Consider the following 23,426-nt stretch of genomic DNA (forward strand, 5'->3'; position numbering starts at 1 on the left):
TTCTTCTGATCCGGGGAAACTTCCCGCAACCGTATTAGGGCGCGCCGCCTAAGACACCCTCGTCGAGGGGGAGCCGGCCGAGGCGCTCCGGGTGGGCGAAGTCGCCGGGCGAGCGCAGGGCGTCGCCGAGGCGCGCGTCCGCGAGCGCGACGAGCGCGTCCGGCGCCGCGGGCAGCGGCCCGTCGCACGGGAGCGGCTGCGCCAGCGCGAAGATCGGCGGCCCGCCCTGCTGGAGCAGGCTCTCGTAGAGCGCGTGGCCGAAGATCAACACCGCGGCGTCGCGCCGCCGCACGGCGTCGCGCACCTCGTCGGCCGAGCGCCGGAGGTCTGCGGGATCGCCCGGCAGCGGCGCGCAGCGCGCGTCGTGGAGGAGCAGGAGCCCGCCCTCGTCGAGGAGCGCGAGCCCGTCCAGCTCGCGGGTGCGCGCCGGCGGGAGCGCCGCGGCGCCGGGCTCGAGGCGCGCGGCGACCGCCCGGTGCTGGCGGGCGTGGAGCTCGGCCTTCGCGCGCGGGAACGCGGCCCACACCAGCATGTTGAGGAAGTCGTGCCAGTTGCGCGGCCGCGTGGGCACGCAGCCCTCGACGTGGATGCGCGCGTCGTAGAGCGCCGAGGGGTCGACCGGCCCGCGCCGCCCGCGCCGCCTCGGCCGCGGCGCCTGCTCCACGAAGCGCACGGGGAACCCCTCGCCGAGCGCCCGGTTGTAGTCGCCCACCGAGGGCCAGGCGGCGAAGGCCGCGAACGCCGCGGCGCTCCGGCGGATCGGCCAGAAGAGCGCGCTCTTCCCGGGGAAGCCCGGCTCCCAGGGGAGATCCCTGCGCCCGGGCGCGCCGCTCGGGCGCGGCGCAGCTCGGCCCGCGGCGCTCACGCCGGGCGAGCGTAGGATCCGCGCGGGGGGAGCTCAAGCGGGATCCCGGAGGACTCCGGTTCTTCCTGGGAGCGGGGGTATCGCGCGATCTGGTACCCTCACCTCCCGATGACGCCGGACCTCATCGTTCGCGGGCTGCGGGTGATCACCGAGGGGACCGTGCGGCCGGCCTCGGTGCACATCCGGGGGGGCACGATCGTCGACGTCGCCGGGCACGGCGAGGTGCCCGAGGGCTGCCCCGTCGTGGACGCGCCCGCGGGCGCGGTGGTGATGCCCGGGCTCTGCGACGCGCACGTGCACATCAACGAGCCCGGGCGGACCGAGTGGGAGGGGTTCGAGACGGCGACGCGCGCGGCGGCCGCGGGCGGCGTCACGTCGCTGGTCGACATGCCGCTGAACAGCATCCCGCCGACGACCACCGTGGCGAACCTCGAGGAGAAGGCGCGCGCGGCGGAGGGCCGGTGCCGCGTCGACGTGGGCTTCTGGGGCGGCGCCGTGCCGGGCAACGCGGGAGAGCTGATCCCGCTGCTCGAGGCGGGCGCGCTCGGCTTCAAGTGCTTCATGGTCGACTCGGGCGTGGCGGAGTTCGGCCACGTCGCCGAGGCGGATCTCCGGGCGGCGCTCGCCGTGCTCGCGGGCACGGGGGCGCCGCTGCTCGTCCACGCGGAGCTGCCCGGCCCGATCGACGCGGCCCGCGCGGCGATCGCCGGGCTCGATCCGCGGACCTACGCCGCCTACCTGCGCTCGCGGCCGCGCGAGGCGGAGGACCAGGCGATCGCCCTGCTCGCGTCGCTCTGCGAGGCCACGGGCGCGACGGCGCACGTGGTGCACCTCTCGTCGGCCACGGCGCTCGACATCCTGAGGCGGGCGCGCGATCGCGGGGCCGCGCTGTCCGCCGAGACGACGCCGCACTACCTCCACTTCGCCGCCGAGGAGATCCCGGACGGCGCGACGCCGTTCAAGTGCGCGCCGCCGATCCGGGAGCGGGAGAACCGCGAGGCGCTGTGGGCCGCGCTCACGGGCGGGCTCATCGATCTCGTGGTGTCCGACCATTCGCCGTGCACCCCCGAGCTCAAGCGGCTCGAGGCGGGCGACTTCGACGCGGCCTGGGGCGGGATCTCGAGCCTGCAGCTCGGGCTCTCGATCGTCTGGACCGACGCGCGCCGCCGGGGCATCCCGCTCGAGCGGCTCGCGGACTGGCTGTGCCGGGGGCCGGCGAGGCTCGCCGGGCTGCGCCGCAAGGGAGAGATCCGGCGAGGGTTCGACGCGGATCTGGTGATCTGGGATCCCGAGGCGAGCTTCCGGGTGGAGCCGCCCTCGATCCAGCACCGCCACAAGGTGACGCCGTACGCCGGGGAGGAGCTCCACGGCGTCGTGGAGGCCACCTACCTCCGCGGCGAGAAGGTCTACGAGCGCGGCAATTTCCCCGGAGAGGCGAGAGGGCGATGGCTGAAGCGAGAGGGGTGACGGCGCCGGCGTTCGCGGAGGCGATCGACCTGGCCTCGGAGCGCCTGGGGGGCGCGGTGCTCGCGGCGAACGACGAGTTCTTCGCGCCGAAGGAGAACCTGCTCAAGGCGAGCAAGCCCGTGTTCCTGGAGCACGAGTACACGGACCGCGGGAAGTGGATGGATGGCTGGGAGACGCGCCGGCGCCGGACTCCCGGGTTCGACTGGTGCCTTGTCCGGCTGGGGCTGCCCGGGATCGTGCGCGGGGTCGTCGTGGACACGGCGTTCTTCCGGGGCAACTACCCGGAGCACTGCGCGATCGAGGCGTGCGCGGCGCGGCCGGACGCGCGGGTCGAGGAGCTGCTCGATCCGGGGGTGCAGTGGGTCGAGCTCCTGCCGCGGTCGCCGCTCCGGGGCGACGCGCAGAACACGTTCGAGGTGAGCTGCCCTGTCCGGGTCACGCACCTCCGGCTGAACATCTATCCGGACGGCGGGGTGGCGCGCCTCCGCGTCCACGGCGACGCGGTCCCCGACTGGCGGCGGCTCGACCGTCCGGGCGTGGAGATCGACCTCGCGGCCGTCGAGAACGGCGCGAGCGTGCTCTCGTGCAGCGACATGTTCTTCGGGGTGCGCCACAACCTGATCATGCCCGGGCAGGCGGCGAACATGGGAGAGGGCTGGGAGACGCGCCGGAGGAGAGGGCCGGGGTACGACTGGGCGCTCGTGGCGCTCGCGGCCCAGGGCGAGATCAGCCGCATCGAGGTGGACACGAACCACTTCAAGGGCAATTACCCCGACAGCTGCATGATCGAGGGGATCGACGCGGCGGGGCGCTCCGCGGCGGAGCTCGCGGGGGCCGGCGACTTTCGAGAGATCGTGCCGCAGACGAAGCTCCAGGCGCACACGCGCCACCTCTTCGAGGAAGAGATCCGCGCGGCGGGGCCGTTCACGCACGTGCGGCTGAACATCTATCCCGACGGGGGGGTGAGCCGACTCCGCATCTTCGGGAAGGCGACCCGGGCCGGGGCGGCGGAGCAGCGGCTCCGCTGGCTCAACGCGCTCACGCGGCGCGAGGCGGAGGCGGAGCTCCGCGTCGCGTGCGGGTCGACCGCGTGGGCGTCGCAGATGGCCGACGCGCGGCCGTTCAGCGGCGAAGCGCACCTCCTGGCCACCGCCGGGCAGGTCTGGGGGCGCCTCGGGCGCGAGGACTGGCTCGAGGCGTTCCGAGCGCACCCGCGCATCGGCGAGACCAAGGCGCAGGTCGAGGACCGGGAGACGAGCGCGGCGGCGCGGCGGTTCTCCAGCCAGGAGCAGGCAGGGGCCAGCGGGGCGGATCAGGAGACGCGGGAGGCGCTCGCGCGGCTCAACCGGGCTTACGACGAGAAGTTCGGGCACATCTTCATCGTGTGCGCGACCGGGAAGAGCGCGGGGGAGATGCTCGAGAACCTGCGCGAGCGGATCGAACACTCGGCGGAAGAGGAGATCGGGATCGCGGCGGACGAGCAGCGGAAGATCACGGAGATACGGTTGAGGAAGCTGATCCGCGGGGGGTAGCGGGAGGCGGCGGCGCCGCGCGGCACGCGCCGCCGGGCGGGGCCCGCGCTCGGCGCTCGACGCCTGGAGGGGGACGACCGGGATCAGCGCGAGAGCTGGCCGCGCAGGGCGCCGTCGGGGAAGTCTGCGTTACGGACGGCGACGTAGTGGCTGGAGGGGTCGTCGAGGAGCGCCCGGAGGGCGTCGGGATCGGCGCTCACGCAGCCGGCGGAGCTGCCGCCGGTCGGCGGCATCAGCACGATGAGGCCACGGCCGGTATGGCCGGGGGAGCCCTCGTGGATGCGGGCGGCGAGCGCGGGCGCGATCGCGGAGACCTCGAGAGAGAAACAGATCTCGCCACGATCGGGGTCGAGCGTGAGCCGGGCCGTGCCGCTCCCGTCCAGATCGCCAGGGCCAGGGACCTCGTCGTGTCCGGTCAGCGCCGCCGTGAGGGGGCGGGCGGGGCGCTCCGGCATCGCGGCGCGCAAGAGCGCGGTCGCGAGGAGGACCGCGCCCAGAGCGGACATCGTGAGAGGCTGCATGTCTACCTCCTGCACATCCCGGGGATGCGCAACCCGAGGGCGACACGAAGCAAAGGGAACGCCGGCAGGCCGCGCGCCGGCGCGCGTCCAGCACGTCGGACGAGGGCGCGCCGGACGAAGAAGCCATCGACGGACTCGAGGCCTCGGGAGCGCCGCGCCGCGGACGATGAATCGACGACGCCGGCGCCGCGCGCGGCCGCGCGTGGAGCGGAGTCGCGACTTCTGCCGAGATTGAACCGGGATCGACGGAAGCGTAGAGTGTCCCTCACTCATGCTCTCGTCCCGAAGGCCATCCCGCGCCGCGACGTCCCCGCGCGGGGACAACAAGCCGCCGCGGCAGCGGCTCGACCTCGACGCGCGACGAGCACAGCTGCTCGCCCTGGGGCTCGATCTCTTCAGCCACCGAGCCTACGACGACGTCTCGATCGACGAGGTGGCCCAGGCCGCCGGCATCTCGAAAGGGCTGCTCTACCATTATTTTCCGACCAAGCGCGACTTCTACATCGCCGTGATCCGCGAGGCGGCGCGCGAGCTCGTGGAGCGCTCGCTGGCTGTGGACGACGTGCCGGAGCCCGCCGAGCGCCTGCGCACCGGGCTGGACGCCTACCTCGCCTACGTCGAGCGACAGGGCATCACGTACGCGGCCATCTTCCGGGGCGGCATTGGATCCGACGCCGAGGTGCTGGCCATCATCGAGGAGACGCGCAGCCGCTTCCTCGAGAAGCTCCTCGCCGAGGCGCCGGTCGCCGAGCGGCCTCCGGCGCTCCGGATGGCGCTCCGCGGGTGGATCGGGTTCGTCGAGGCGACGAGCCTCGACTGGATCGAGCGGCACGAGCTCGACCGCGCGTCGCTCCGGGACCTGCTCGCCGACCTGCTGCCGGAGGTGGTGAGGCTCGCGATGGTCCACGCGGGCGCGGCGGGCGCGGGGGCCGCCGGACCGGCGGCGGAGACCCCGGCGTGACGACCGCCGGTCAGCCGCCGTGGAGCCGGCCAGGGCATCGGGGTTGACGGCGAGTCCGCCTTCTGCCAGGAGACGACCGCACGCGCGGCGCAACGAGCCCGGCGGAGAACCCCGATGAGCACAGAGACCCCGAAGACCGAAGGCGACTGGACCATGCCCAAGCTCATCGCGCTTGCGGCCGCAACGCTCACCGTGGCCTTCACGGTCATCTACCTCATCTCCCCCTGATCAGCGGCGAGCGCGCGAGCGCGGGGGACACCCCGCTCAGAGACGCCTCACGCAGCGGAAACCGAGGCCGTCGGTGACATCGGCCGGATCCCAGGGCATCCGGGAGACGGTGGACACGTCCTCCGGCTCCGGCTGCCACCAGCTCCCGCCGCGGATCACCCGCTCGGTACCGCTCGCGACGTTCGCGCAATCGCGGCACGACGGCGGGTACGATCCGTCGTAGTCCAGGACCCACTCCCACAGGTTCCCCGCGAGATCGGCCTGCCCCCACAGGCCATCCCCTCTCGGCGACTTCGACCCGACCACCTCGCTGCGCGAGACGTCGAACACGGCGTACGTCGCGTTCGGAAACGCGTTGCCCCACGGGTACTCCCGCTGCTCGCTCCCTCCGGCGGCGGCGTAGTTCCACTCCGCTTCGGTCGGGAGCCGCCCGCCATCCCAGGCGCAGAAGGCGAACGCGGCGAACCAGCTCACGCAGCTGATCGGCCGGGCCTCGTTCTCGCCCGCGTCATCCGTCCAGCTGTGCAAGCCCGGCTTGCACTTGAGGCTCGCCCTCAGGGCGGCCTGGTCCGCCGGCAGGTGGGAGCGCCAGGCGGTGTCCCAGCCGCTCCCCGCGATCGCAGGGTGAGCGCCCGCGCCCGCGGCAGGACGGCTCTCGGGGTACACCTCGACGAACCTCCGGAAGCGGCCGACCGTGACCTCGTACCGGTCCATGCGAAAGCCGCTCACGTCCGCGGGATGGCGCGGATCGTTGTCGCGGTGGTACGCGCCGCCCATGACGCGCGGGCTCGCGCAGCAGGGCTGGTCCCGGCCCGGGCCGCAGGTCTCGCCCGCGCCGGGCCCGCCCCCGTCGCAGCTCGGCGGCGCGACGCACGACCCCGCGCCACACCACCCGGCGCAGGCGACCGCCCGCCACCGCCCGTCTTGCCCGCACACCTCCGCGCGCTCGCCGGCACAGCGCGCCTCCTCGGGAGCACACTCCGAAGGCTCCACCGGGCCAGCGCCGCCGCCGCCATCACTCGCCGAGCCGGCGCCGCCACCACCTCCGGCGCCGGCCTCGCCGGCCTCGCCGCCCCCTGCCGTGGCGCTCGACCCTGCCGTGGCGCTCGGCCCCCCCGCGGCGCCGCCGGCGCCCGTCCCGCCATCGCCGCTCGATCCGGTGAAGTTCCGATCCTCGGGCGGGCAACCCGACCAGAACGCCGCCGCCGCGACGACACACAGACCGGCGACGCGCCGGTGACCCTGCCCCTCACCCGACCGAGCCCTCGAGATCTCCATCACTTCCCCCTCACAGGCGGGCGCCGTTGCCGGGCGCCGGCCATGGGATGTCGCCCGCGCGCGCGGGCGCTCAGCTGCCGCGGTACGTCGTGTAACCGTACGGGCTGAGCAGCAACGGGACGTGATGATGCTGCGCCGGGTCGCGGATGTCGAAGAGGATCGAGACCGTCGGATAGAAGCTCTCCGAACCCAGCGCCGCGAAGTAGTCGCCGGTGTGGAAGGTCAGCCGGTACGTGCCCGCGATGGGTCGCTCGCCCGGGGGGAGCAGCCCGCGCTGCCGGCCGTCGTCGTCGGTCGCGCCCCGGCCGATCTCGCGGTAGCCGCCGGCCTCGCCGACCTCCAGCACCACCAGCACCCCGCGCGCCGGACGGCCCCGCGACGTGTCAAGCACATGCGTCGTGATCGCGCTCATCGATCGCCTCCGCGGCCCGCGGGTCCCCGCGGCGCCGCCCTCCGCAGGAGCTCTCTTATCACGCGCTCCGGCGCTCCACGATCGCCTGGAACGAGCGGCCCCGGAGCTCGCCCGGGGCGAGGCCGGTCCGCTCCGCCGCCTCGGCCTCGGTCAGCGCGCCGGCGCTCGTCGCACGCAGGAAGAAGTTCAGGAGCCCCTGCCCCGTCGCGGCGTCGTCGAACACCGTCCCCGCGACCGTGGCCTGGGCCGCCCGATCGACGAAGCTGCGCAGCCGCTCGGCGGTCGCCTCGACGCCCTCCAGGAAGAAGGCGTAAACGGCGGCGTAACGCACGGGGAGCTCCGCCGGGTGGAGGTCCCAGCCCTGGTAGATGCCGCCCTCGAGCGCGCGGCGGACCTGCGTGTACTTCAGCCGCCACGCCCGCTCGACGGCGCGCTGGTTGTCTTCGAGCTGCCGCGGCGTGAGCGGCGCGCGGTGCGGCGCGACGGGCAGGATGTTGCTCGCGCCGTCCGAGAGCCGGAGCCCCGAGCCGGCCAGGACGATTTGCATGACGTGACGGGCGAAGTCGCACGCGGGGTGATCGAGGCGCTGATGCGCGGCCGTGATCTCGCAGCTCGCCGTGTAGTCGTAGGCCCCGAAGTGCGCCCCCGCGCACCGGCCCCGGGCCGCCTCGATCAGCCGGGGCAACGCGACCTCGCCGCGCGGGCCGATGATCGCGGCCGTCGTCTCGACCATCAGCTCCAGCTGGATCGAGCCCGCCGGGAGCCCCAGCGCGGCCTCCAGCGCGTCGAGCGCGTCCGCCAGCGCGGCCACCTGCTCGGGCGTGCTCACCTTCGGCAACGTCACGACGAACCCGGGCGGGAGCGCGCCGCCCGAGGCGGCGACGAGCGCGGACAGGAAGATGTCCAGCGTGCGCAGGCCGCGCTCGGCGGACGCCTCGGTCAGCGACTTGATCCGGATCCCGAGGAACGGCGGCAGGCCGCCCGCGGCCATGCCGAGGGCGACCTCGCGCGCCGCCGCGGCGGCGTGCTCGTCCTCCTCGCTGCCAGGGCGCACGCCGTAGCCGTCCTCGAAATCGATGCGCAGGTCCTCCACGGGCTCGCGGCGGAGCTTGTCGAGCACGCGCGTGTACACGCCGTGCGCGAGCAGCGCCGGCCCGGACGGCCCGGGCGCGGGGGCGGCCGCGACCCCGCCGGCCTCGATCGCGGTCGAGAGCGCGAGGGCGTCGGCGTGCTGCGCCGGGAGCGCCTCGGCCCCGGGGAGGCCGATCGCCCGGGCGAAGGCGGCGAAGTCGGGCGCGCGCTCGGCGAGGGCGCGGAGCGCGACCGCCCCGAGCTTCCGGGCGGTGTCGGCCTTGAACAGGTGGGCGCCGCCATAGACGGTATGGACCGGCTGGCGAGGCGACTCCGACGCGCCGCGCGGGCCGGTGCGGTCGAATACAGAATGCCCGCTGCGGGCGCGCGCGAGCGCGCCGCGCAGCGCTTCAGGGGAGAGGCTCGTCTGGAACATGGTGTGCTTTCCGCAGGTCAGGCGCCCACGAGACGCCGCCTGACTCGGCACGTCAAGCGGGGCTGGCGCGCGCTGCTCGCCGCGGCCGGCGCGGTGCGGCGCGGTGCGGCGCGATCCGGCGCGGTCCGGCGCGGTCCGGCGCGCTACCGTGCGGCACGGCGCGGTCTCGCGCGGCGCGTGATCGATGCGCGCGGACGGCCGGAGCCAAGGCGATGCGGGGCGCGGCCGTTGCGTGCCCCGCGCCCGGGGTGTATCCGTCGTTTGAGGATTTCAATCGATGATGAGACGCCGAGACTTTCTTCGCGCAACCCTGGTAACCGCTGGCTCGGTGGTCGTGCCGACGGCCTGCTCCGACGGGGGGACGACCCCCGGCGCGTGCAACGTGCTCGAGGACGACACGTTCTTTCCCCAGTCGGTCGCCTCCGGCGACCCGAAGCCCGACAGCGTCGTGCTCTGGACCCGGCTCGTCGACGGGGACGTGCAGGAGGACCTGAACCTCGCGCTCGTCGTCGCGCTCGACGCGGAGTTCACTCAGCTCATCGAGCTCAATTCGACCGCCACGGGCCAGCTGGCCGCCGGGTCGGGCAGCACGCGGGCCCTCGTCACCGCCAGGGCGGAGTACGATCACTGCGTCAAGGTCAAGGTGAGCGGCCTGAGCCCCGGGACGACCTATTACTACCAGTTCTACTACACGACCCGGGAGCGCTGTTATGGCTCGCGTGTAGGGCGGACGCGGACGGCGCCGGCGCCCGACGCGGACGTGCCGGTCCGCTTCGCCTTCGTCTCGTGCCAGGACTACATCGGTCGCCACTACAACGCCTACGCGGCGCTGGCGAAGCAAGAGCTCGACTTCGTCGTCCACCTCGGAGACTACGTCTACGAGACGACCGGGGATCCCGGGTTCCAGGAGACGGCGGGAGAGCGCAAGATCGCGTTCTCGGACGTGGACGGCGCGCTCGCGCTGACCGCGGGGGGCAACGAGACCTACTACGCCGCGAAATCGCTGAGCAATTATCGCGATCTCTACAAGACCTACCGGACGGACCGGGCGCTCCAGCGCGTGCACGAGCTCTTTCCGATGATCGTCGTCTGGGACGATCACGAGTTCTCCGACGACTCCCACGGCGCGACGGCGAGCTACTTCAACGGCCTGAAAGACGAGAAGGACGAGGGCCGGCGCAAGGCGGCCAACCAGGCATGGTTCGAGTACATGCCGGTCGATTACCCCGCTGGCGAGAGCTTCCAGTACGACAGCACGGCCAAGTACCCGGACGACCTCACCATCTACCGGGACTTCACCTTCGGGAAGCACCTCCACCTCGTCATGACGGATCTCCGCTCGTACCGCGCGGATTACCTGATCCCGGAGGACGCCTTCCCGGGGAAGGTCATCGCGCAGCAGCGGCCGCTCGAGACGCTGCTCGGCGAGCTGCCCACCAACGCGAGCCCCTACCTCGAGATCGACTCCTTCAAGGACGGGCTCTACCGGGACGTGCTGCAACAGGCCGCGACCGCGCTCGGGTTCGACCCGAGCTTCGGGTACACCCAGGAAGAGGGATCTCGCCTCATCAGCACCACCTTCATCAACATGCTCGTGACGGCGATCAACGAAGGGAGGAGCGAAGCGGAGCAGGTGCCCCTCCTCACCGAGTCCGACATTGCCGGGCTGGACCGCGGGTACTCCTACCTGGACCTCGGGAAGACGGCGTTCTACAGCGAGATGGGCTCGCGCTACGTCGTCGTCAAGGACGCCTTCGACGCGATCTCGCAGCTCACCCTCATGGACGATCCGGATCGCGACGCCGTGATGGGCGCGGCGCAGGAGGAGTGGTTCCTGAGGACGATGAAAGAGTCGAAGAGCACCTGGAAGGTGTGGGGCAACGAGTACTGCCTTTCACAGCTCGCCGTCGACCTCACCGACTCTCTCCCGAAGCCGCTCAACCGGCGCTATTATCTGAACTGCGACGCCTGGGACGGCTTCCGCAGGCGGCGGGACGCGCTCATCGCCTCGCTCGCGGAGCACGGCAACGTGGTGGCGATCACGGGCGACATCCACGCCTTCCTCGCGGGGACGCCGGCCGTGGGACCCGCCGTGGAGGGCGAGCTGCCGAAGAAGATCGTGGAGTTCGTCGGCTCGTCGATCTCGTCGACCACGCTGCGCTCGATGCTGCTGGGACAGGTGAAGAACCACCCGGTGCTGAAGGACGTCCCCATGGTCGAGAACCTCGCCGACGGCATCGACGACCAGCTCATCAATCCGATCAATCCGTACCTCTACTTCAGCGACGCCACGAGCAACGGGTTCTGCGTCGCCGAGGTGAGCGAGAGCGAGTTCGTGGTGAGCATGCACCTGCTCCCCGAGGCCGCGCTCGCCGCGCCGCTGTACCAGGAGAGCGACGTGGCCACGCTCGAGCAGGAGATCACGATCAAGCGGTTCAAGACGAAGGCGGGCGAGGCCGAGCTGTACATGGAAGACGGCGACGCCTGGAAGAAGTGGGATCCTGCCACGCTGACCTGGGTCTCCTAGCCCAGCGGCCCGCATCAGCGGCGCGCGGCGCGCGGCGCGGGCGGCGCGCGGACGCCCGGAGGGGCGCGCCGGGCTCAGCGCGCCAGCATCACCACGGTACCGTCGCGGCAAGCGACCGCCATCCGCTCCTCGCCGGCAGGGACGACGGCGACCGGGGCGGAGCAGACCCGCTCCGCGGCGACCGAGACGCTGCCGTTCGCGTCGACCACGCCGGCGCGGCCGCCGGCGCGCGCGAAGCCGACGCGGCCGTCGCGATCGATCACGACCGGCGGGCTCGGCTTCGCGTCCGCCGGGCCGAGCAGGCCCGAGAGCCCCGCGTCGGGCGTCGGCGCGGCCGGAGGCCTGTCGACGGCGATCCGGATCGCCTCGTTGCCCGCGGCGTCGACCCCGAGCAGCAGCCCGGCCGACGAGAGGACGAAGGCCACGTCCCGGGCGCCGACCGCGGGCGGCCCGTCGAGCGCGCCGAGGGCGCTCCCGGAGCGGACGCTCGTGGTCCCGGTCGGCAGATCCAGCGCGACCAGACGGCGGCCGTCGACGACCGCGAGCAGCGTCCGGGCGTCGGCGAGCGCGGCGCCGCGCCGAGGGGTGCCGCCCAGCGCGCCGAGCTGGCGCGGCGCGCTCGGCGGCCGCCAGCTCAGCACCGCGCCCGACTCGGTGGTCACGAGCGTGCCCTGGGGGCCGGCGAGCAGGGCGCCGGTCGCGCGCTCCGCGATCTCGGCGCGCGCCCGCACGCTGCCGTCCGGGGCGAGCTCGACGAGCGCGCGCCCCGCGGCCGCCACGAGGCCGCCGTCGTCCAGCGCGAGCGGCGTCACGTCGGCGTCGCGCCCCCGGAGGCCGAGCGGCACGGAGAAGCGCACGCCGCCCGCAGGCGTGAGCCCCCAGACGAAGCCGGACGAGGTGATCAGCGCGAGCGTCCCGTCGCTGGTGATCACGGCCGGCGCGAGCGGCGCGCTGTCGCCGATGCGCACGCGCCAGCGCTCCCGGCCGTCCGCGCCGAGCTTGACGACCTCGGGGACCGTCAGCGCGACGACGAGATCGCCCCGGGCGTCGGCGAGCGGCGCCGTGTCGATGCCGCCGCGGAGCTGCTTGCGCCACGCCTCCTGCGCTGGGAACGGCAGCCGCGCCGGCGAGCGGCCGGTGCGGCGCGCGTCGAGCCGCTCGCTCGGGGCGAAGCCGCGGGGCGCGCCGACCACGAGGGTGTACGGCCGGCTCGAGTCGACGCCGTCCGCGAGGGCGAGCGGCGCCGCGGCGGGGAGCAGGGCCGCGGCCGCGACGAGGCCGGCCCGCCGCGCGCGGCGCGGCCAGCGCGGGCCGCGGTCGCCGCGCGCGGCGCTCACCGGGCCCCCTTCAGGGTGAACTCGACCCACACCTCGGGGATCTCGCCGCCGCCCGGCGCGGCGAACGGGGGCGCGACGCTGCCGTACGCGGTGAGGAGGTCGCCGCGCTGGGCGGGGTTCTCGGCGCCGTGCACGAGGCGGACCTTGCACCCGGAGAGCGCGGCCGGGTCCGCGCCCGCGGCGGCCGCACCCGCCTTGCAGCCGGAGGCCTGCGACACCGAGAGCAAGAGCAGCGTCGAGTACCCCTGCCGGCGCGTCTCGAGCACCTCGCCGCTCAGCGCGATCGGCTTGCCGACGTGGGCCTTCCCGCCGGCTACGAGCTCGGCGTAGCCGATGGCGCCGCGGCCGGCGAACTCCTTCGCGGCGGTCTCGAGCCGGTCGACGCGGCGCACCGCGATCTTCGCGATGCGCGGCGCCATCCCCTCGACCTTCGCGCGCACCTCGAACTGGGTCGCGCCCACGGACGAGACGTTCATCACATGCGCAAAAGTGCCGTCGGGGTGGATCGCGATCGGGTGCGTGCCGGCGAAGAGCTGCGCCCCACGGGCCGTGCGACCGGCCAGCGTGAAGCTCTCCTTGTCGATGACCACGCTCGGGCCGGGCGCCTCGATGGTGAGCGGGGCGATGCCGACCGCCACGCTCACCATGCCCTGCTCGCGCGGGCCGTCGGGCGGCGTGACGGTGTACGGCACCTGCCGGCTCAGCGTCTTCGCCTCGTCCGAGAGCCCCGTCACCGCCTCGGTGACGTCGATCGACTCGATCGCGCGGCCGCTCGCGAGCGCGATCTCCTTGCCGTCGAGGACCACCTGCGTGCCCTTGCTCGCCTCGACCACGACCTGGATCGAGGGGCGCTCGCCCTGGAGCGTGCCGAGATCGGGGCGGATGCGGTAGGCGACGTGGATCGAGACGCCGACGGTCTCGTCGCGGCCCCGCCCCGGGCGGTCGATGGCGACCTTCATGCGGTTGTCGCCGACGGAGAGCGGGTTCTCGAGCGGGATCTGCGCGACGCCGCCCGCGGTGATCGCGCGGCCCTCGCCGATCGAGACCGCGGTGCCGTCGGGACAGCTCTCGCAGCGGAGCTCGATGATCTCGCGGCCGCGCGCGTCGGTGCGGGCGCGCGCGGTGACCGGCGGCGCGCTCGGCCAGAGCAGCGCGAACAGCACCGCGCCGAGCGCGAGCACGCCGCCCGCGGCGACCACGGCGACGGCGCGCCGCGACGTGCGCGGGCGCTGCGGGGTCGGCGGGGGCATCCGCGGCTTCAGCCGGTGCGGGCGCAGCAGCACCTGGTTGCGCAGCGCCTGGGCGCGGACGCGCACCGGCGCGATCGTCGCGCCGAGCTCTCCCGCGGGCTGGTACCTCGAGTCGAGGTCGGGCTCGGTCTCGGGCGGGGCGCCGGGCGTGAGCGGCGGGGCGCCGGGCGCGCGTGACGCGACGCCGGGCGCGAGCGGCGCGAGCCCAGGCGCGAGCGGCGCGACGCCGGGCGCGAGCGGCGCGAGCCCGGACGCGCGCGGCGCGACGCCGGGCGCGAGCGGCGCGATCCCGGGCCGGGCCACGCCGACGAGCGTGCGGGAGGCGCCGGGCGGCAGCGCCGGGCCGCGCGCCGCGGCGACGCCGGGGGCCAGCGGCACGGTGTCGTCGATGATGACGGGCGAGCTCGGCACGGGGAGCGCGCCCGGCAAGGGGAGCGCGTCGGGGCGCCCGACGGCGGCGGCCGCCGCCGGGGTCCCCACGACGAGCGTGCCGCCGGACAGGCGCGGATCGGCCGCCGCGGGCGGCGGGCCGAGGCGGCCGACGGGCATGCCGACGAGGGTGCGGGAGATGACGCCCGGCCCGCCGGCCATGGGCGGCGGCGCGGCCCTGCCGTGGTCCGCGGCGCCCGGGTCGGCCGGGGCGGAGGACAGGCGCCGGAGCTCCTCGGGAAGCGCGACGCCGACCATGGTGCGGGTTGCCGGCTTCAAGCCGTGAAAACCCGCGGCTCCGCCCGGCGGCGCGAGCGCCGCGCCGCAGTGCGGACACGCGATCGAGGGCTGTGGCGTGGGTTTCCCGCAGTGCGGGCAATGCATGGCGCCATGGTAGCGAGGATCGGCGGCGCGGTCAGTCGTCGGTCGCTCCGGCGCGCGCCGGGGCGGCGCCCGGGCCCCGCGTTCGCGCCGGGCGGGCGCCTGCGCGCCGCCCGCGCCGACGCCCCGCGCAACAGTTGGCCCTGAGCCGGCGCATACGCTAACGCGGACGTCATGCTCGCGAAGCGCATCATCCCGTGCCTCGATGTCAAGGACGGCCGCGTCGTGAAGGGCGTCCAGTTCGTGGGGCTGCGGGACGCCGGCGATCCCGTCGAAGCCGCCCGTCGCTACGACGCCGAGGGCGCCGACGAGATCACGTTCCTCGACATCACCGCCTCGCACGAGAAGCGCGGGATCCTGCTCGACGTCGTGGCGCGCACCGCGGACGTGCTCTTCACGCCGCTGACGGTCGGCGGCGGCGTGCGATCCGAGGACGACGTCGAGGCGCTGCTCCACGCGGGGGCCGACAAGGTGGCGATCAACACGGCCGCCGTGAACGATCCCGACCTCGTTCGGCGGGCCGCGGCGCGGTGGGGCACGCAGGCGATCGTGGTGGCGATCGACGCGCGCCGGATCCCGGATCCCGCGCGGGTGGCCTGGACCGTGGTGACCCACGGCGGCCGGCGGGACACGGGGCGCGACGCGGTCGCGTGGGCGGAGGAGATCGTGCGCGCCGGCGCCGGCGAGCTGCTCGTCACGAGCATGGATCGCGACGGCACGCGGGACGGGTACGACCTCGCCCTGACGTCCGCCATCGCGCGCGCGGTGCCGGTCCCGGTGATCGCGTCGGGCGGCGTCGGGACGCTGGATCACCTGCGGGCCGGCCTCGTCGAGGGCGGCGCCGACGCCGCGCTCGCGGCGTCGATCTTCCACGACGGCGAGTACACGATCGGCGAGGCGAAGGCGTACCTCGAGGCGGCGGGCGTGCCGGTCCGGCCGCCGCGCGTGGGCGCGGCGGTCGGGGGCAAGCCGGGCGGCGCGGCGGCCCGGGGGCGGTCGTCGTGAGCAGCGCCTGCGTCACGCTGGAGGAGGTCATCGAGGCGGCCCACGCGCGCTGCGCGTCGCTGGCCCCGGAGACGTCGGGGTACCTCGCGCTCGCGGTCAGCGACGCGACGTCGCGGCTGCCGCTGCAGATCGAGGATCGCGCGGTGCTGCTCACGACCGAGGGCACGGTGACGGTGCGCTCGCGGGGCGAGCCGGTGGCGCCCGTCGAGGCGGCGCGGCTCCTGCGCGACCTGCTTGCGCGGCTCCTGGCCGCGTCGGCCGGGAGCGTGCCGAACCTCGCGGCGACGGCGCGCGCGCGCCCCGAGCCGGACCGGGATCCGGTGGCGGTCGCGCGGGAGCTCGAGGCCGCGCTGATCCCGGTGAACCGCAACGCCGCGCGGCGCGCGCTGGCGCGGCTCGCCCGCGAGACGTTGCGCGCCAAGGACGCCGGCCGGCTGAGGCGCGCGCGCGGCGGAGGCCAGCCGAGCGCGGCGGCGGCCGCGACGGAGCGGCCGGCGCGGGCGCCGGCGGTGCCGGCGCGGGCCGCGGAGGATGCGACCTGCGTGAATGCCGCCGTCGCGCCGCTCGCAGGGGCGGCCGGCGCGCCGCTCGCGAATGTGGCCGCCGCGCCGGCGGTCCTCGAGCTGACGCTCAGCCCCGGGCCGGTCGCGCCGGCGGTCCTCGAGCTGACGCTCAACCCCGGGCCGGTCGCTGGTGAGACGACCGCCGGGCTCACGATCCCGGCCTCCGCGATCTCGAGCGCGTCGGCCGAGCCGATGCCGGTCGATGCCGCTCCGCCGTCTGCGCACGTTGCGGAGAGCGTCGAGCAGGCCGAGGTGTCTCCGGAGCCGACCCCTACCGTCGTGCAGGCAGCGGTCGTGGAGATCGAGGCGGAGAGCGCGCCGGCAGAGCTCCCGGCCATCCCGGAGCTGATCGAGCCCCCGCGGCCGATGGCTCCCGTCGCGCCGATCGCCACGGCGGCGCCGGGCTCGGCGACGGCGGCTGCCGCCGCCCCTGGGGGCGAGCGCGCCCTGCCGGGGCCAGAGGCCGTCGCGTGCGATGCGGCCGCGTGCGGCGAGGCGTTCACGAGCCCGGAAGGGATCGAGGCGATCCTCGTCGAGCTCTCCCCCGACCCCACCGGCGTCGTGCCGCTGTCGCAGGAGCCGACGCCGACCGTGGCGACGGCGGTCTGGACGGACATGGCGGAAAGCGAGGGCGGTGCGGAGACGAGCGTGGCCGGAGCGCCCGCTTGTATTGCCGAGGCCCAGGCGAATGCCATCGAGACTTCGCGCGCCCCGGCCGTCGCTGTCCTGAGCGAGCGAGAGCCTGCTCGGTTCGACCAGGAGCCTGCTCGGTTCGACCAGGAACCTGCTCGGCTCGACCAGGAACCTGCTCGGCTCGACCAGGAACCTGCTCTGCTCGACCAGGAACCTGCCCTGCCCGACCAGGAACCTGCTCGGCTCGACCAGGAACCTGCTCGGCTCGACCAGGAACCTGCTCGGCTCGACCAGGAACCTGCTCGGCTCGACCAGGAGCCTGCTCGGCTCGACCAGGAGCCTGCTCGGCTCGACCAGGAGCCTGCTCGGCTCGACCAGGAACCCGCGCTGCAGCTCACCCCCGCCTACGGCGCCTGGCCCTTCGCGGATCGCAACGAGCTCGCCGCCATATCCGCAGGTCGCCGTGCGAGCGTCGCGCCGCTCGACGAGACGCCGGCGGCGCGGCACACGCTGCCCTGGCCCCTCCCAGCGGGGCGCGGCGAGGTCGCCCCGTCGGGTACAGCCCCAGCAACCCCGGTGGCCGAGTCCGCGCGCGCCGAGGCCTCGCCGATCTCCGGCGCCGAGCCCCCCGCCACGGCGCCGCCCGCCGCCGCGGCGCCGGCGCCCACGCCTTGTCCGCCCGGCCTCGCCCCCGTCGACGCGATCGTGTGGAGCGCCTCGCGAACCGCCCGGACCGCGCCCTCTCCGGACGGCGCCGACGCCGGCGTCTCCCGCGTCGACGAGCTCGTCGCCCGCTTCGTTGCGCGGTCGGAGCGCAGCGCGCAGCGCCGCGCCGCGCGCAGCATGAAGGTGCTCGCCGGGCTCGATCCCACGCTCACCCCGCCCCCGGTCGCAGCCCTCTCCGCAGACGCCGCGCGCTCGACCCGGGCCCTGGGCTCGCCCTCCGCGGAGGCGCCGCGGGCCCCGCGCTCCGTTCCGTCCGAAGGCGCTGCGCTCGCAGCCCCACTGGACGAGACCAGCAGGCCGCCGGCGCCCCTCGTGGCACCCCGCCGGAGGGGTCTGTCCCTGTGGCTCGCGCTCGTCGCGCTCGCCCTGCTCTGCGCCGGGCTCGCCGGCACGTTGCGGCCGGGGCTCTTCGCCTCGCTGGCGCATCCGCTCGCGCGAGGCGCGCTCGACGGCGCGCCGCGCGCGGATGCGCAGCCCCTGCCCGCTCACGATTGACGCTGCCCTGGAGGAGCGACGAAACTCGTCGCCATGCAAGAGCAGAGCATGGCGATCGTGAAGTCGCTCGTGAGCGTGGCGTGGGCGGACGGCGAGTTCCACGACGCCGAGCGCGAGATGGTCGAAGGGCTGATCGCGGCGTTCGAGGCGGACGAGGACCAGGCCAAGGAGATCCGCGCCTACGCTGCCCAGAAGAAGACCCTGGACGACGTGCCCGTCGGCGAGCTCAGCGCCGACGACCGCCGCGCGCTGCTCCAGCATGCGGTGCTGCTCACCTTCGTGGACGGCGAGCAGCACGACGCGGAGAAGCAGTACCTCGCCGCGCTCCGCAAGAAGCTCGAGATCCCCGAGCTCGAGTCCGAGGAGATCGTCAAGGCGGCGGAGGCCCGCGCCAAGCGGCTGATCACCCTGCTCTGACGCCGCGGCCGGCGGCCGCCGCCGGCCCTTCCATGGCGGAGCTTACCGGGGCTCCCGGGATCAGCGCAGGCCGCCGCCCTGGCCGGCGGGCTGGCCGAGCTCGCCCATGTTCCGGAACCCGAACCCCGAGACCAGGTTGACCACCCGGTCGGCGATGCCCATGCCGCGCGACAGCAGCTTCGTCCTGTCCCGCACGGCGGAGCCCACCCGGCGCATCCAGGCGAGCTCCTCCTCGTTCATCGGCCCCGCGTCGAGGGCGGCGAGCGCCTGATCGAGCTGGCTCGAGTCCCGCGCACCCGCCCAGCAGGCGTTGATGTCGGGGCTCGACGCGCGCTCGACGTCTCGCCCCGAGACGCCGTAATTCGACGCGATGCCGAGCGGCACGACGTCGAGGCCGCTGCGGTTGAGGCGCACCGGAGACCAGGATCCAGCCATGCGTCGAGCATCACCCAGGCCGCGGGTGCGATCCAGGATCTTCCATGCCGGAATCGCCCCGAAAGCACGCCACCGCTGAGCCGATGCCGGCGTGCTCCTCGACGCACCTCGAGCCGGAGATCGTCAGGTCTCCTCTCGTCATCGTCAGGTCTCCTCTCGACGGGGAGCACACCTCGCCGCCGCGCGCAGCGACGAGGTCGCGCCAGCACGTCAGCCTGCACGGCGACGTCCCGGCATCGTGAACACGTCCCAACGGTGCTTCTTCCTGGCCCTGCCCAAAGAGAGTGAATACACAGGGCGCGGAGCTCAGGGGTGCCCCCTGAGCAGGGCGCCGGTCACCGTCGATCGGGCTTCCACGCGATGTTGCAGCCGCGTCGCCAGCGCGTCGCCCCTTCAGCGCATCTTGCCGCCGCTCACCCGTCCCGGAGCGTTCATCGAGGAGTGCTTGTGAAATACGACATCGGCATGATCTGCCCAGCGTGCGGCGGCATCACCATCCTTCAATCCGGCGACAACGCCCCGCGGCGCTGCGCGCACTGCCACGACGCGGATCCGCCGTCTGCGCCGCGCCCGTGGCGCGAGCGGCCGGCGCGCTCGCGCGCGCGCGGCCGGCGCCCCGAACCCGAAGCCGCGCAGGGCGGCGCGCCGGAGTGAGTCAGACCGGCGCGCCGAGCTGCCGGAGCAGCTCGCGCACGACGCCGCGCGCGCAGTGCTCCCGGTAGGCCCGCGTCGAGCGCACGTCGTCGATGGGCGAGATGTCCTGCGCCACCGCCGCGTCGACCTCGGCCGCCGTCAGCTCGGCGAGCGGGCGTGACAGGCAGAGCGCGCGCACGTGCGGCAGGAGCGCCGTCGTGGGCGCGACCGACGCCATCCCCAGGCCGAGCCGCGAGAGCCGCCCGGCGCGCACCTCGGCCACCGCCGCGAGCGCGACCTTCGAGATCGCCTGGGCCCGGCGCGCCCCGATCTTCCGCCAGTACCACGGTGATCCCGGCTCGGGCAGCGCGATCTCCACCGCCACGATCACCTCGTCGGGCGCGCGCGTCGTGCGCTTGTAGCCGGTCTGGAGCGCGCTCATCGGGATGCGCCGCTCCCCCCGGACGCTCTGCACCACGACGGTCGCGTCGTAGGCGGCGAGCGCGGCCACGCCGTCCGCGGCCGGCGACGCCGTGGCCAGGTTGCCCCCGAGCGTGCCGCGCGCCTGGATCTGCACCGCGCCGACGTCGCGGCTCATCCGCGCGAGCAGCGGCGCTCGGCCCAGGATCACGTCGCTCCGGCGCATCTCCAGGTACGTGGTCGCGGCGCCCACCCGGAGCGTGTCGCCCGCGAGCGAGATGCCGCGCAGGTCCGCGAGCCGGGACACGTCGATCACGAGCGGCGGCGACCCTGGACCGGCGTCCGCGGTCGGCCCTGCCGCGCCCTGCGCGACGACGTCGAGCGGCGGCCGGAGCTCCTGCTCGACGACCCAGTCGGTGCCGCCGGCCAGGAGCGCGACCGGCGCGCCGCGCGCGGCCTGCTCCGCCACGAGCTCGCACAGCGCGCCGAGCCCGGAGACGCGGCGCATCTCGAGCAGGGGGAGATCCGCGAGGCTCACGGCCCGGCCCCCCCTGCCCCTCCGCGCCGCAGCGCCGCCGCGGCGCGCACGCTCTCGACGATGCGCTGGTAGCCCGTGCAGCGGCACAGGTTGCCGGCGAGCGCCTCCCGCACCTCGGGCTCCGACGGGTCCGGGCTGCGCGCGAGCAGCGCCTCCGCGGCGAGGAGCATGCCCGGCGTGCAGATCCCGCACTGCGCCCCGCCCTCCTCGATGAAGCAGCGCTGGAGCGGCGACAGGTGCCCCGCGCCAGCGAGGCCCTCGACCGTCGTCACGCGCCGCCCCTCGCACTGCCCGACCGCGACGAGGCACGCGTTCACGGGGTCGCCGTCGAGCAGCACCGTGCACGCGCCGCACTCGCCCTCCGCGCACCCCTCCTTCGTCCCCGTGAGCCCGAGCGGCCCCCGGAGCGCGTCGAGCAGCCGCGAGAGCGGCGGCAGATCCACCTCGCGCGGCGAGCCGTTGACCACGAGCGAGATCTTCACGCGCGCCCCCCCTTCCCCGCTGGCGACGGCGCGGCAGCCCCGCGCGCCGCCTCGAACAGCCGCTCCGGCGTGAGCGGCAGCGCGCACGCGGCGATCCCCGTCGCGTGCTCCACGGCCGCGGCGATCGCGGGGGCGCCGCCGTCCATCGGCATCTCGCCGATGCCCTTGGCCCCGCCGCCCGGACCGAACGGGAACGGCGCCTCCACCAGGACCACGTGGAACGGCGGCGCGTCGAGCGACGTCGGGATGATGTAGTTCGTCATCCGCGGGTTCTTGATCTTGCCGCCCTGCCAGACGATCTCCTCGGAGAGCGCCCAGCCGATCGCCTGGAGGGTGCCGCCCTCGATCTGCCCCTTGCACATGACCGGGTGGATCGCCTTGCCCACGTCGGTCGCCGACCAGAAGTCGACGACCGTCACCTCGAACGTGTCGAGGTCGACCTCGACCTCGGCCACGTCGCAGGCCCAGCCGAAGCAGGGGTACGCGTCGCCCTTGTACGCCTCGTCGTCCCAGCGCACGTAGCCCGGCGGCTCGTACTGCTTCACCGACGTGACCTGCCCCTCGCGCGCGAGCAGCCGATCGGCCGCCTCCTCGAACGACAGCTCCACCGGCGGCGCCGCCTCCCCGGACGGCCCGTCCGCCGCGGCGCTCGGCTGCCGCGCCGCCGCCTGCTCCGCGCGCACGCGGCCCGCGATCTCGCGGGCCGCGGCCTCGAGGATCGAGCCGACCACCATCACCGTCCGCGACGCCACCGTGGGGCCCGAGTCGGGCACCGACGTCGTGCACGGCACCGCGAACTCGATCCGATCGAGCGGCAGCCCCGCCGCGTCCGCGGCGATCTGCCGGAACACCGTCTCCGTCCCCTGGCCGATGTCCGTCGACGCCGTGCGGACGCGGAGCCGCCCGCCGGGCGCGAGATCCAGCGCGAGCTTGCCCTTCAAATAGCGCTCGCCCGACCCGGTGAAGCCCGCGCCGTGCATGAACACGGAGAGCCCGACCCCGCGCGCCACGCGCCCCCGCACGACCGGCCCCGCCGCGCGCTTCTGCGCGTAGCCGCTCGCCGCGACCGCCTTGGCGATGCACTCCTCGCCCGCGACGCTCGCGTGCAGCACCTGCCCCGTCGCGGTCGAGTCGCCGGGGCGCAGCACGTTCTTCGCCTTCAGGTCGAGCGGATCGCAGCCGAGCTCGCGCGCGACGCGGTCGAGGTGCCGCTCGACGGCCCAGATCGTCTGCGGGGCGCCGAAGCCGCGGAAGGCGCCGTTCGGCGGGGTGTTCGTCGCGACCGCGGTCGCCTCGATCCAGACGTCCTCCCAGCGGTAGGCGCCCGCCGCGTGCAGGGCGCCCCGCGACAGGACCACCTGCGACAGCGTCGCGTAGGCGCCGCCATCCATGAGGATCCGGATCTTCAGCGCGCGCAGCGTCCCGTCCCGATCGCAGCCGCTCACGACCTCGCAGGTCGCCGGGTGGCGCTTCGTCGTGGCCTCGATGTCCTCCGTGCGGTCGTAGATCATCCGCACCGGCCGGCCGCTCTTCTTCGCGAGGAGCGCCGCGTGGAGCGCGATGATCGACGGGTACTCCTCCTTGCCGCCGAAGCCGCCCCCCGTCACCGACTGCGTGATGTGGACCCGGTCGGGCGCGAGCCCGAACGCCTTCAGGAACGCCTTCTGCACGTAGAACGGGCACTGGATCGAGCCCGTCGCGTGCGCGCCCGCCTCGTCCCACCACGCGATGACCCCCTGCGGCTCGATGTAGAGCTGCTCCTGGTGGTGCGTCGTGTACGTCCCGGCGACGACGACGTCGCACCGCGCGAGCGCCCCGTCGATCGCGGCCTCGCCGCGCTCCCGGTCCACCTCCGCGCGCCCCTTCGTGATGAGGTACCGCTTGATGACGTTATCGGCGCCCCAGATGATCTCGTCGCCCGCGAGCGCGGCGCGCGCGTCGAGCACCGGGGGCAGCGGATCGATGTCGAGCGCGACGGCGTGGACCGCCCGCGCGAGCTTCTGCCGATCCGCGCAGCCGAGCAGGACGATCGGCTCGTACGCGTGGTTCACCTTGCCGGCGCCGAGGATCGGCTGATCGTCCAGGATCAGGGCGACCACGTTGACCGGCACGTCCTCGGCGAGCACCACCGTGACGTCGCTCCAGTCGAACCCGGGGTCGAACCGCACCCCGCGGAGGATCCCGCGCGGCACCGGGCTGCGCACGGTCCGCCCGAAGATCTCCCCCGGCATCGCCGGCAGATCGTCGACGTAGCGCGACGCGCCCGTGACCTTGGGGGGCCCATCGGCGCGGGGCACGCTGGTCCCCACGGCCGGCGCTGTCGCTGGAGGGCTCGTCGCCATGGCTATGTTCCTCCTTTGTCGACGATATCCCGGTCCCCGGGG

19 protein-coding genes are annotated in these 23,426 nt (G+C 74.7%); 8 read left to right on the forward strand and 11 right to left on the reverse strand.

Annotated elements, in window-relative coordinates:
• Positions 1-34 precede the first annotated feature (34 nt).
• Positions 35-865, reverse strand: coding sequence for a DUF3025 domain-containing protein (locus WMF43_RS33435; RefSeq protein ID WP_437670975.1), 831 nt, complete (start codon positions 863-865; stop codon positions 35-37).
• Positions 866-973: 108 nt separating this feature from the next.
• Between WMF43_RS33435 and allB the strand changes: the two genes are divergently transcribed.
• Positions 974-2,332 (forward strand): allantoinase AllB, encoded by a 1,359-nt coding sequence (gene allB / locus WMF43_RS33440; RefSeq protein ID WP_437670976.1) that lies wholly within the window; start codon positions 974-976, stop codon positions 2,330-2,332.
• Positions 2,311-3,864: an allantoicase gene (locus WMF43_RS33445; protein WP_437670977.1), complete on the forward strand. Its 1,554-nt coding sequence runs from the start codon at positions 2,311-2,313 to the stop codon at positions 3,862-3,864. Before allB ends, WMF43_RS33445 begins: the two co-directional genes overlap by 22 nt.
• Before the next feature lie 83 nt (positions 3,865-3,947).
• Here the strand turns inward: WMF43_RS33445 and WMF43_RS33450 are convergent, their stop codons facing one another.
• Complete coding sequence (locus tag WMF43_RS33450) at positions 3,948-4,385, reverse strand: CHRD domain-containing protein (RefSeq protein ID WP_437670978.1); 438 nt, start codon at positions 4,383-4,385, stop codon at positions 3,948-3,950.
• Positions 4,386-4,656: 271 nt separating this feature from the next.
• On the opposite strand from WMF43_RS33450, the gene WMF43_RS33455 reads away from it, so the two are divergent.
• A complete protein-coding gene (locus WMF43_RS33455; RefSeq protein ID WP_437670979.1) occupies positions 4,657-5,346 on the forward strand; it encodes a TetR/AcrR family transcriptional regulator in 690 nt (229 codons plus the stop codon).
• Between the two features lie 264 nt (positions 5,347-5,610).
• Here the strand turns inward: WMF43_RS33455 and WMF43_RS33460 are convergent, their stop codons facing one another.
• From WMF43_RS33460 to WMF43_RS33470, 3 genes are all read right to left on the reverse strand, one after another.
• Positions 5,611-6,852: a formylglycine-generating enzyme family protein gene (locus tag WMF43_RS33460; RefSeq protein ID WP_437670980.1), complete on the reverse strand. Its 1,242-nt coding sequence runs from the start codon at positions 6,850-6,852 to the stop codon at positions 5,611-5,613.
• Between the two features lie 70 nt (positions 6,853-6,922).
• On the reverse strand, positions 6,923-7,264 hold the full coding sequence (gene uraH, locus WMF43_RS33465) for a hydroxyisourate hydrolase (protein WP_437670981.1): 342 nt from the start codon (positions 7,262-7,264) through the stop codon (positions 6,923-6,925).
• A gap of 58 nt (positions 7,265-7,322) precedes the next feature.
• Complete coding sequence (locus tag WMF43_RS33470; RefSeq protein ID WP_437670982.1) at positions 7,323-8,771, reverse strand: DUF6986 family protein; 1,449 nt, start codon at positions 8,769-8,771, stop codon at positions 7,323-7,325.
• 277 nt (positions 8,772-9,048) lie between these two features.
• Here WMF43_RS33470 and WMF43_RS33475 point away from each other — a divergent pair, with 277 nt between their 5' ends.
• On the forward strand, positions 9,049-11,298 hold the full coding sequence (locus WMF43_RS33475) for an alkaline phosphatase D family protein (RefSeq protein WP_437670983.1): 2,250 nt from the start codon (positions 9,049-9,051) through the stop codon (positions 11,296-11,298).
• Positions 11,299-11,372: 74 nt separating this feature from the next.
• Here the strand turns inward: WMF43_RS33475 and WMF43_RS33480 are convergent, their stop codons facing one another.
• Together WMF43_RS33480 and WMF43_RS33485 are read right to left on the reverse strand one after the other, a co-directional pair.
• On the reverse strand, positions 11,373-12,635 hold the full coding sequence (locus WMF43_RS33480; protein WP_437670984.1) for a hypothetical protein: 1,263 nt from the start codon (positions 12,633-12,635) through the stop codon (positions 11,373-11,375).
• Positions 12,632-14,593 carry a hypothetical protein gene (locus tag WMF43_RS33485; protein WP_437670985.1) on the reverse strand — a complete coding sequence of 654 codons (1,962 nt, stop codon included), beginning with the start codon at positions 14,591-14,593 and terminating at the stop codon, positions 12,632-12,634. Before WMF43_RS33485 ends, WMF43_RS33480 begins: the two co-directional genes overlap by 4 nt.
• A gap of 276 nt (positions 14,594-14,869) precedes the next feature.
• Here WMF43_RS33485 and hisF point away from each other — a divergent pair, with 276 nt between their 5' ends.
• From hisF to WMF43_RS33500, 3 genes are read left to right on the forward strand one after another with little or no spacing between them, the layout of a single operon-like run.
• Complete coding sequence (gene hisF / locus WMF43_RS33490) at positions 14,870-15,700, forward strand: imidazole glycerol phosphate synthase subunit HisF (protein ID WP_437670986.1); 831 nt, start codon at positions 14,870-14,872, stop codon at positions 15,698-15,700.
• Entirely contained in the window at positions 15,697-18,117 is a 2,421-nt protein-coding gene (locus WMF43_RS33495) for a hypothetical protein (RefSeq protein ID WP_437670987.1), read from the forward strand. Before hisF ends, WMF43_RS33495 begins: the two co-directional genes overlap by 4 nt.
• Before the next feature lie 33 nt (positions 18,118-18,150).
• A complete protein-coding gene (locus WMF43_RS33500; RefSeq protein WP_437670988.1) occupies positions 18,151-18,534 on the forward strand; it encodes a TerB family tellurite resistance protein in 384 nt (127 codons plus the stop codon).
• A 60-nt stretch (positions 18,535-18,594) separates the two neighbouring features.
• Here the strand turns inward: WMF43_RS33500 and WMF43_RS33505 are convergent, their stop codons facing one another.
• A complete protein-coding gene (locus WMF43_RS33505; protein ID WP_437670989.1) occupies positions 18,595-18,969 on the reverse strand; it encodes a hypothetical protein in 375 nt (124 codons plus the stop codon).
• 447 nt (positions 18,970-19,416) lie between these two features.
• Between WMF43_RS33505 and WMF43_RS33510 the strand changes: the two genes are divergently transcribed.
• On the forward strand, positions 19,417-19,623 hold the full coding sequence (locus WMF43_RS33510) for a hypothetical protein (RefSeq protein WP_437670990.1): 207 nt from the start codon (positions 19,417-19,419) through the stop codon (positions 19,621-19,623).
• 1 nt (position 19,624) lies between these two features.
• Here WMF43_RS33510 and WMF43_RS33515 read toward each other — a convergent pair whose 3' ends face one another.
• From WMF43_RS33515 to WMF43_RS33525, 3 genes are read right to left on the reverse strand one after another with little or no spacing between them, the layout of a single operon-like run.
• Positions 19,625-20,560 carry an FAD binding domain-containing protein gene (locus tag WMF43_RS33515; protein WP_437670991.1) on the reverse strand — a complete coding sequence of 312 codons (936 nt, stop codon included), beginning with the start codon at positions 20,558-20,560 and terminating at the stop codon, positions 19,625-19,627.
• The gene (locus WMF43_RS33520; protein ID WP_437670992.1) at positions 20,557-21,042 is read right to left on the reverse strand and encodes a (2Fe-2S)-binding protein; all 486 of its coding nucleotides are present in this window, start codon (positions 21,040-21,042) and stop codon (positions 20,557-20,559) included. The genes WMF43_RS33515 and WMF43_RS33520 overlap by 4 nt, the downstream gene beginning before the upstream one ends.
• Positions 21,039-23,384, reverse strand: a complete 2,346-nt coding sequence (locus WMF43_RS33525; RefSeq protein WP_437670993.1) for a xanthine dehydrogenase family protein molybdopterin-binding subunit — start codon at positions 23,382-23,384, stop codon at positions 21,039-21,041. Before WMF43_RS33525 ends, WMF43_RS33520 begins: the two co-directional genes overlap by 4 nt.
• Positions 23,385-23,426: the final 42 nt, after the last annotated feature.

The sequence above is a fragment of the Sorangium sp. So ce131 genome, assembly GCF_051519095.1.
Taxonomy (GTDB): Bacteria; Myxococcota_A; Polyangia; order Polyangiales; family Polyangiaceae; genus Sorangium.

Bases quoted from the DNA above. Each gene is read 5' to 3' on its own strand.
- allB (WP_437670976.1), top strand. From the start codon at position 974: ATGACGCCGGACCTCATCGTTCGCGGGCTGCGGGTGATCACCGAGGGG.
- WMF43_RS33445 (WP_437670977.1), top strand. From the start codon at position 2,311: ATGGCTGAAGCGAGAGGGGTGACGGCGCCGGCGTTCGCGGAGGCGATC.
- WMF43_RS33450 (WP_437670978.1), bottom strand. From the start codon at position 4,385: ATGCAGCCTCTCACGATGTCCGCTCTGGGCGCGGTCCTCCTCGCGACC.
- WMF43_RS33455 (WP_437670979.1), top strand. From the start codon at position 4,657: ATGCTCTCGTCCCGAAGGCCATCCCGCGCCGCGACGTCCCCGCGCGGG.
- WMF43_RS33460 (WP_437670980.1), bottom strand. From the start codon at position 6,852: ATGGAGATCTCGAGGGCTCGGTCGGGTGAGGGGCAGGGTCACCGGCGC.
- uraH (WP_437670981.1), bottom strand. From the start codon at position 7,264: ATGAGCGCGATCACGACGCATGTGCTTGACACGTCGCGGGGCCGTCCG.
- WMF43_RS33470 (WP_437670982.1), bottom strand. From the start codon at position 8,771: ATGTTCCAGACGAGCCTCTCCCCTGAAGCGCTGCGCGGCGCGCTCGCG.
- WMF43_RS33475 (WP_437670983.1), top strand. From the start codon at position 9,049: ATGATGAGACGCCGAGACTTTCTTCGCGCAACCCTGGTAACCGCTGGC.
- hisF (WP_437670986.1), top strand. From the start codon at position 14,870: ATGCTCGCGAAGCGCATCATCCCGTGCCTCGATGTCAAGGACGGCCGC.
- WMF43_RS33500 (WP_437670988.1), top strand. From the start codon at position 18,151: ATGCAAGAGCAGAGCATGGCGATCGTGAAGTCGCTCGTGAGCGTGGCG.
- WMF43_RS33505 (WP_437670989.1), bottom strand. From the start codon at position 18,969: ATGGCTGGATCCTGGTCTCCGGTGCGCCTCAACCGCAGCGGCCTCGAC.
- WMF43_RS33525 (WP_437670993.1), bottom strand. From the start codon at position 23,384: ATGGCGACGAGCCCTCCAGCGACAGCGCCGGCCGTGGGGACCAGCGTG.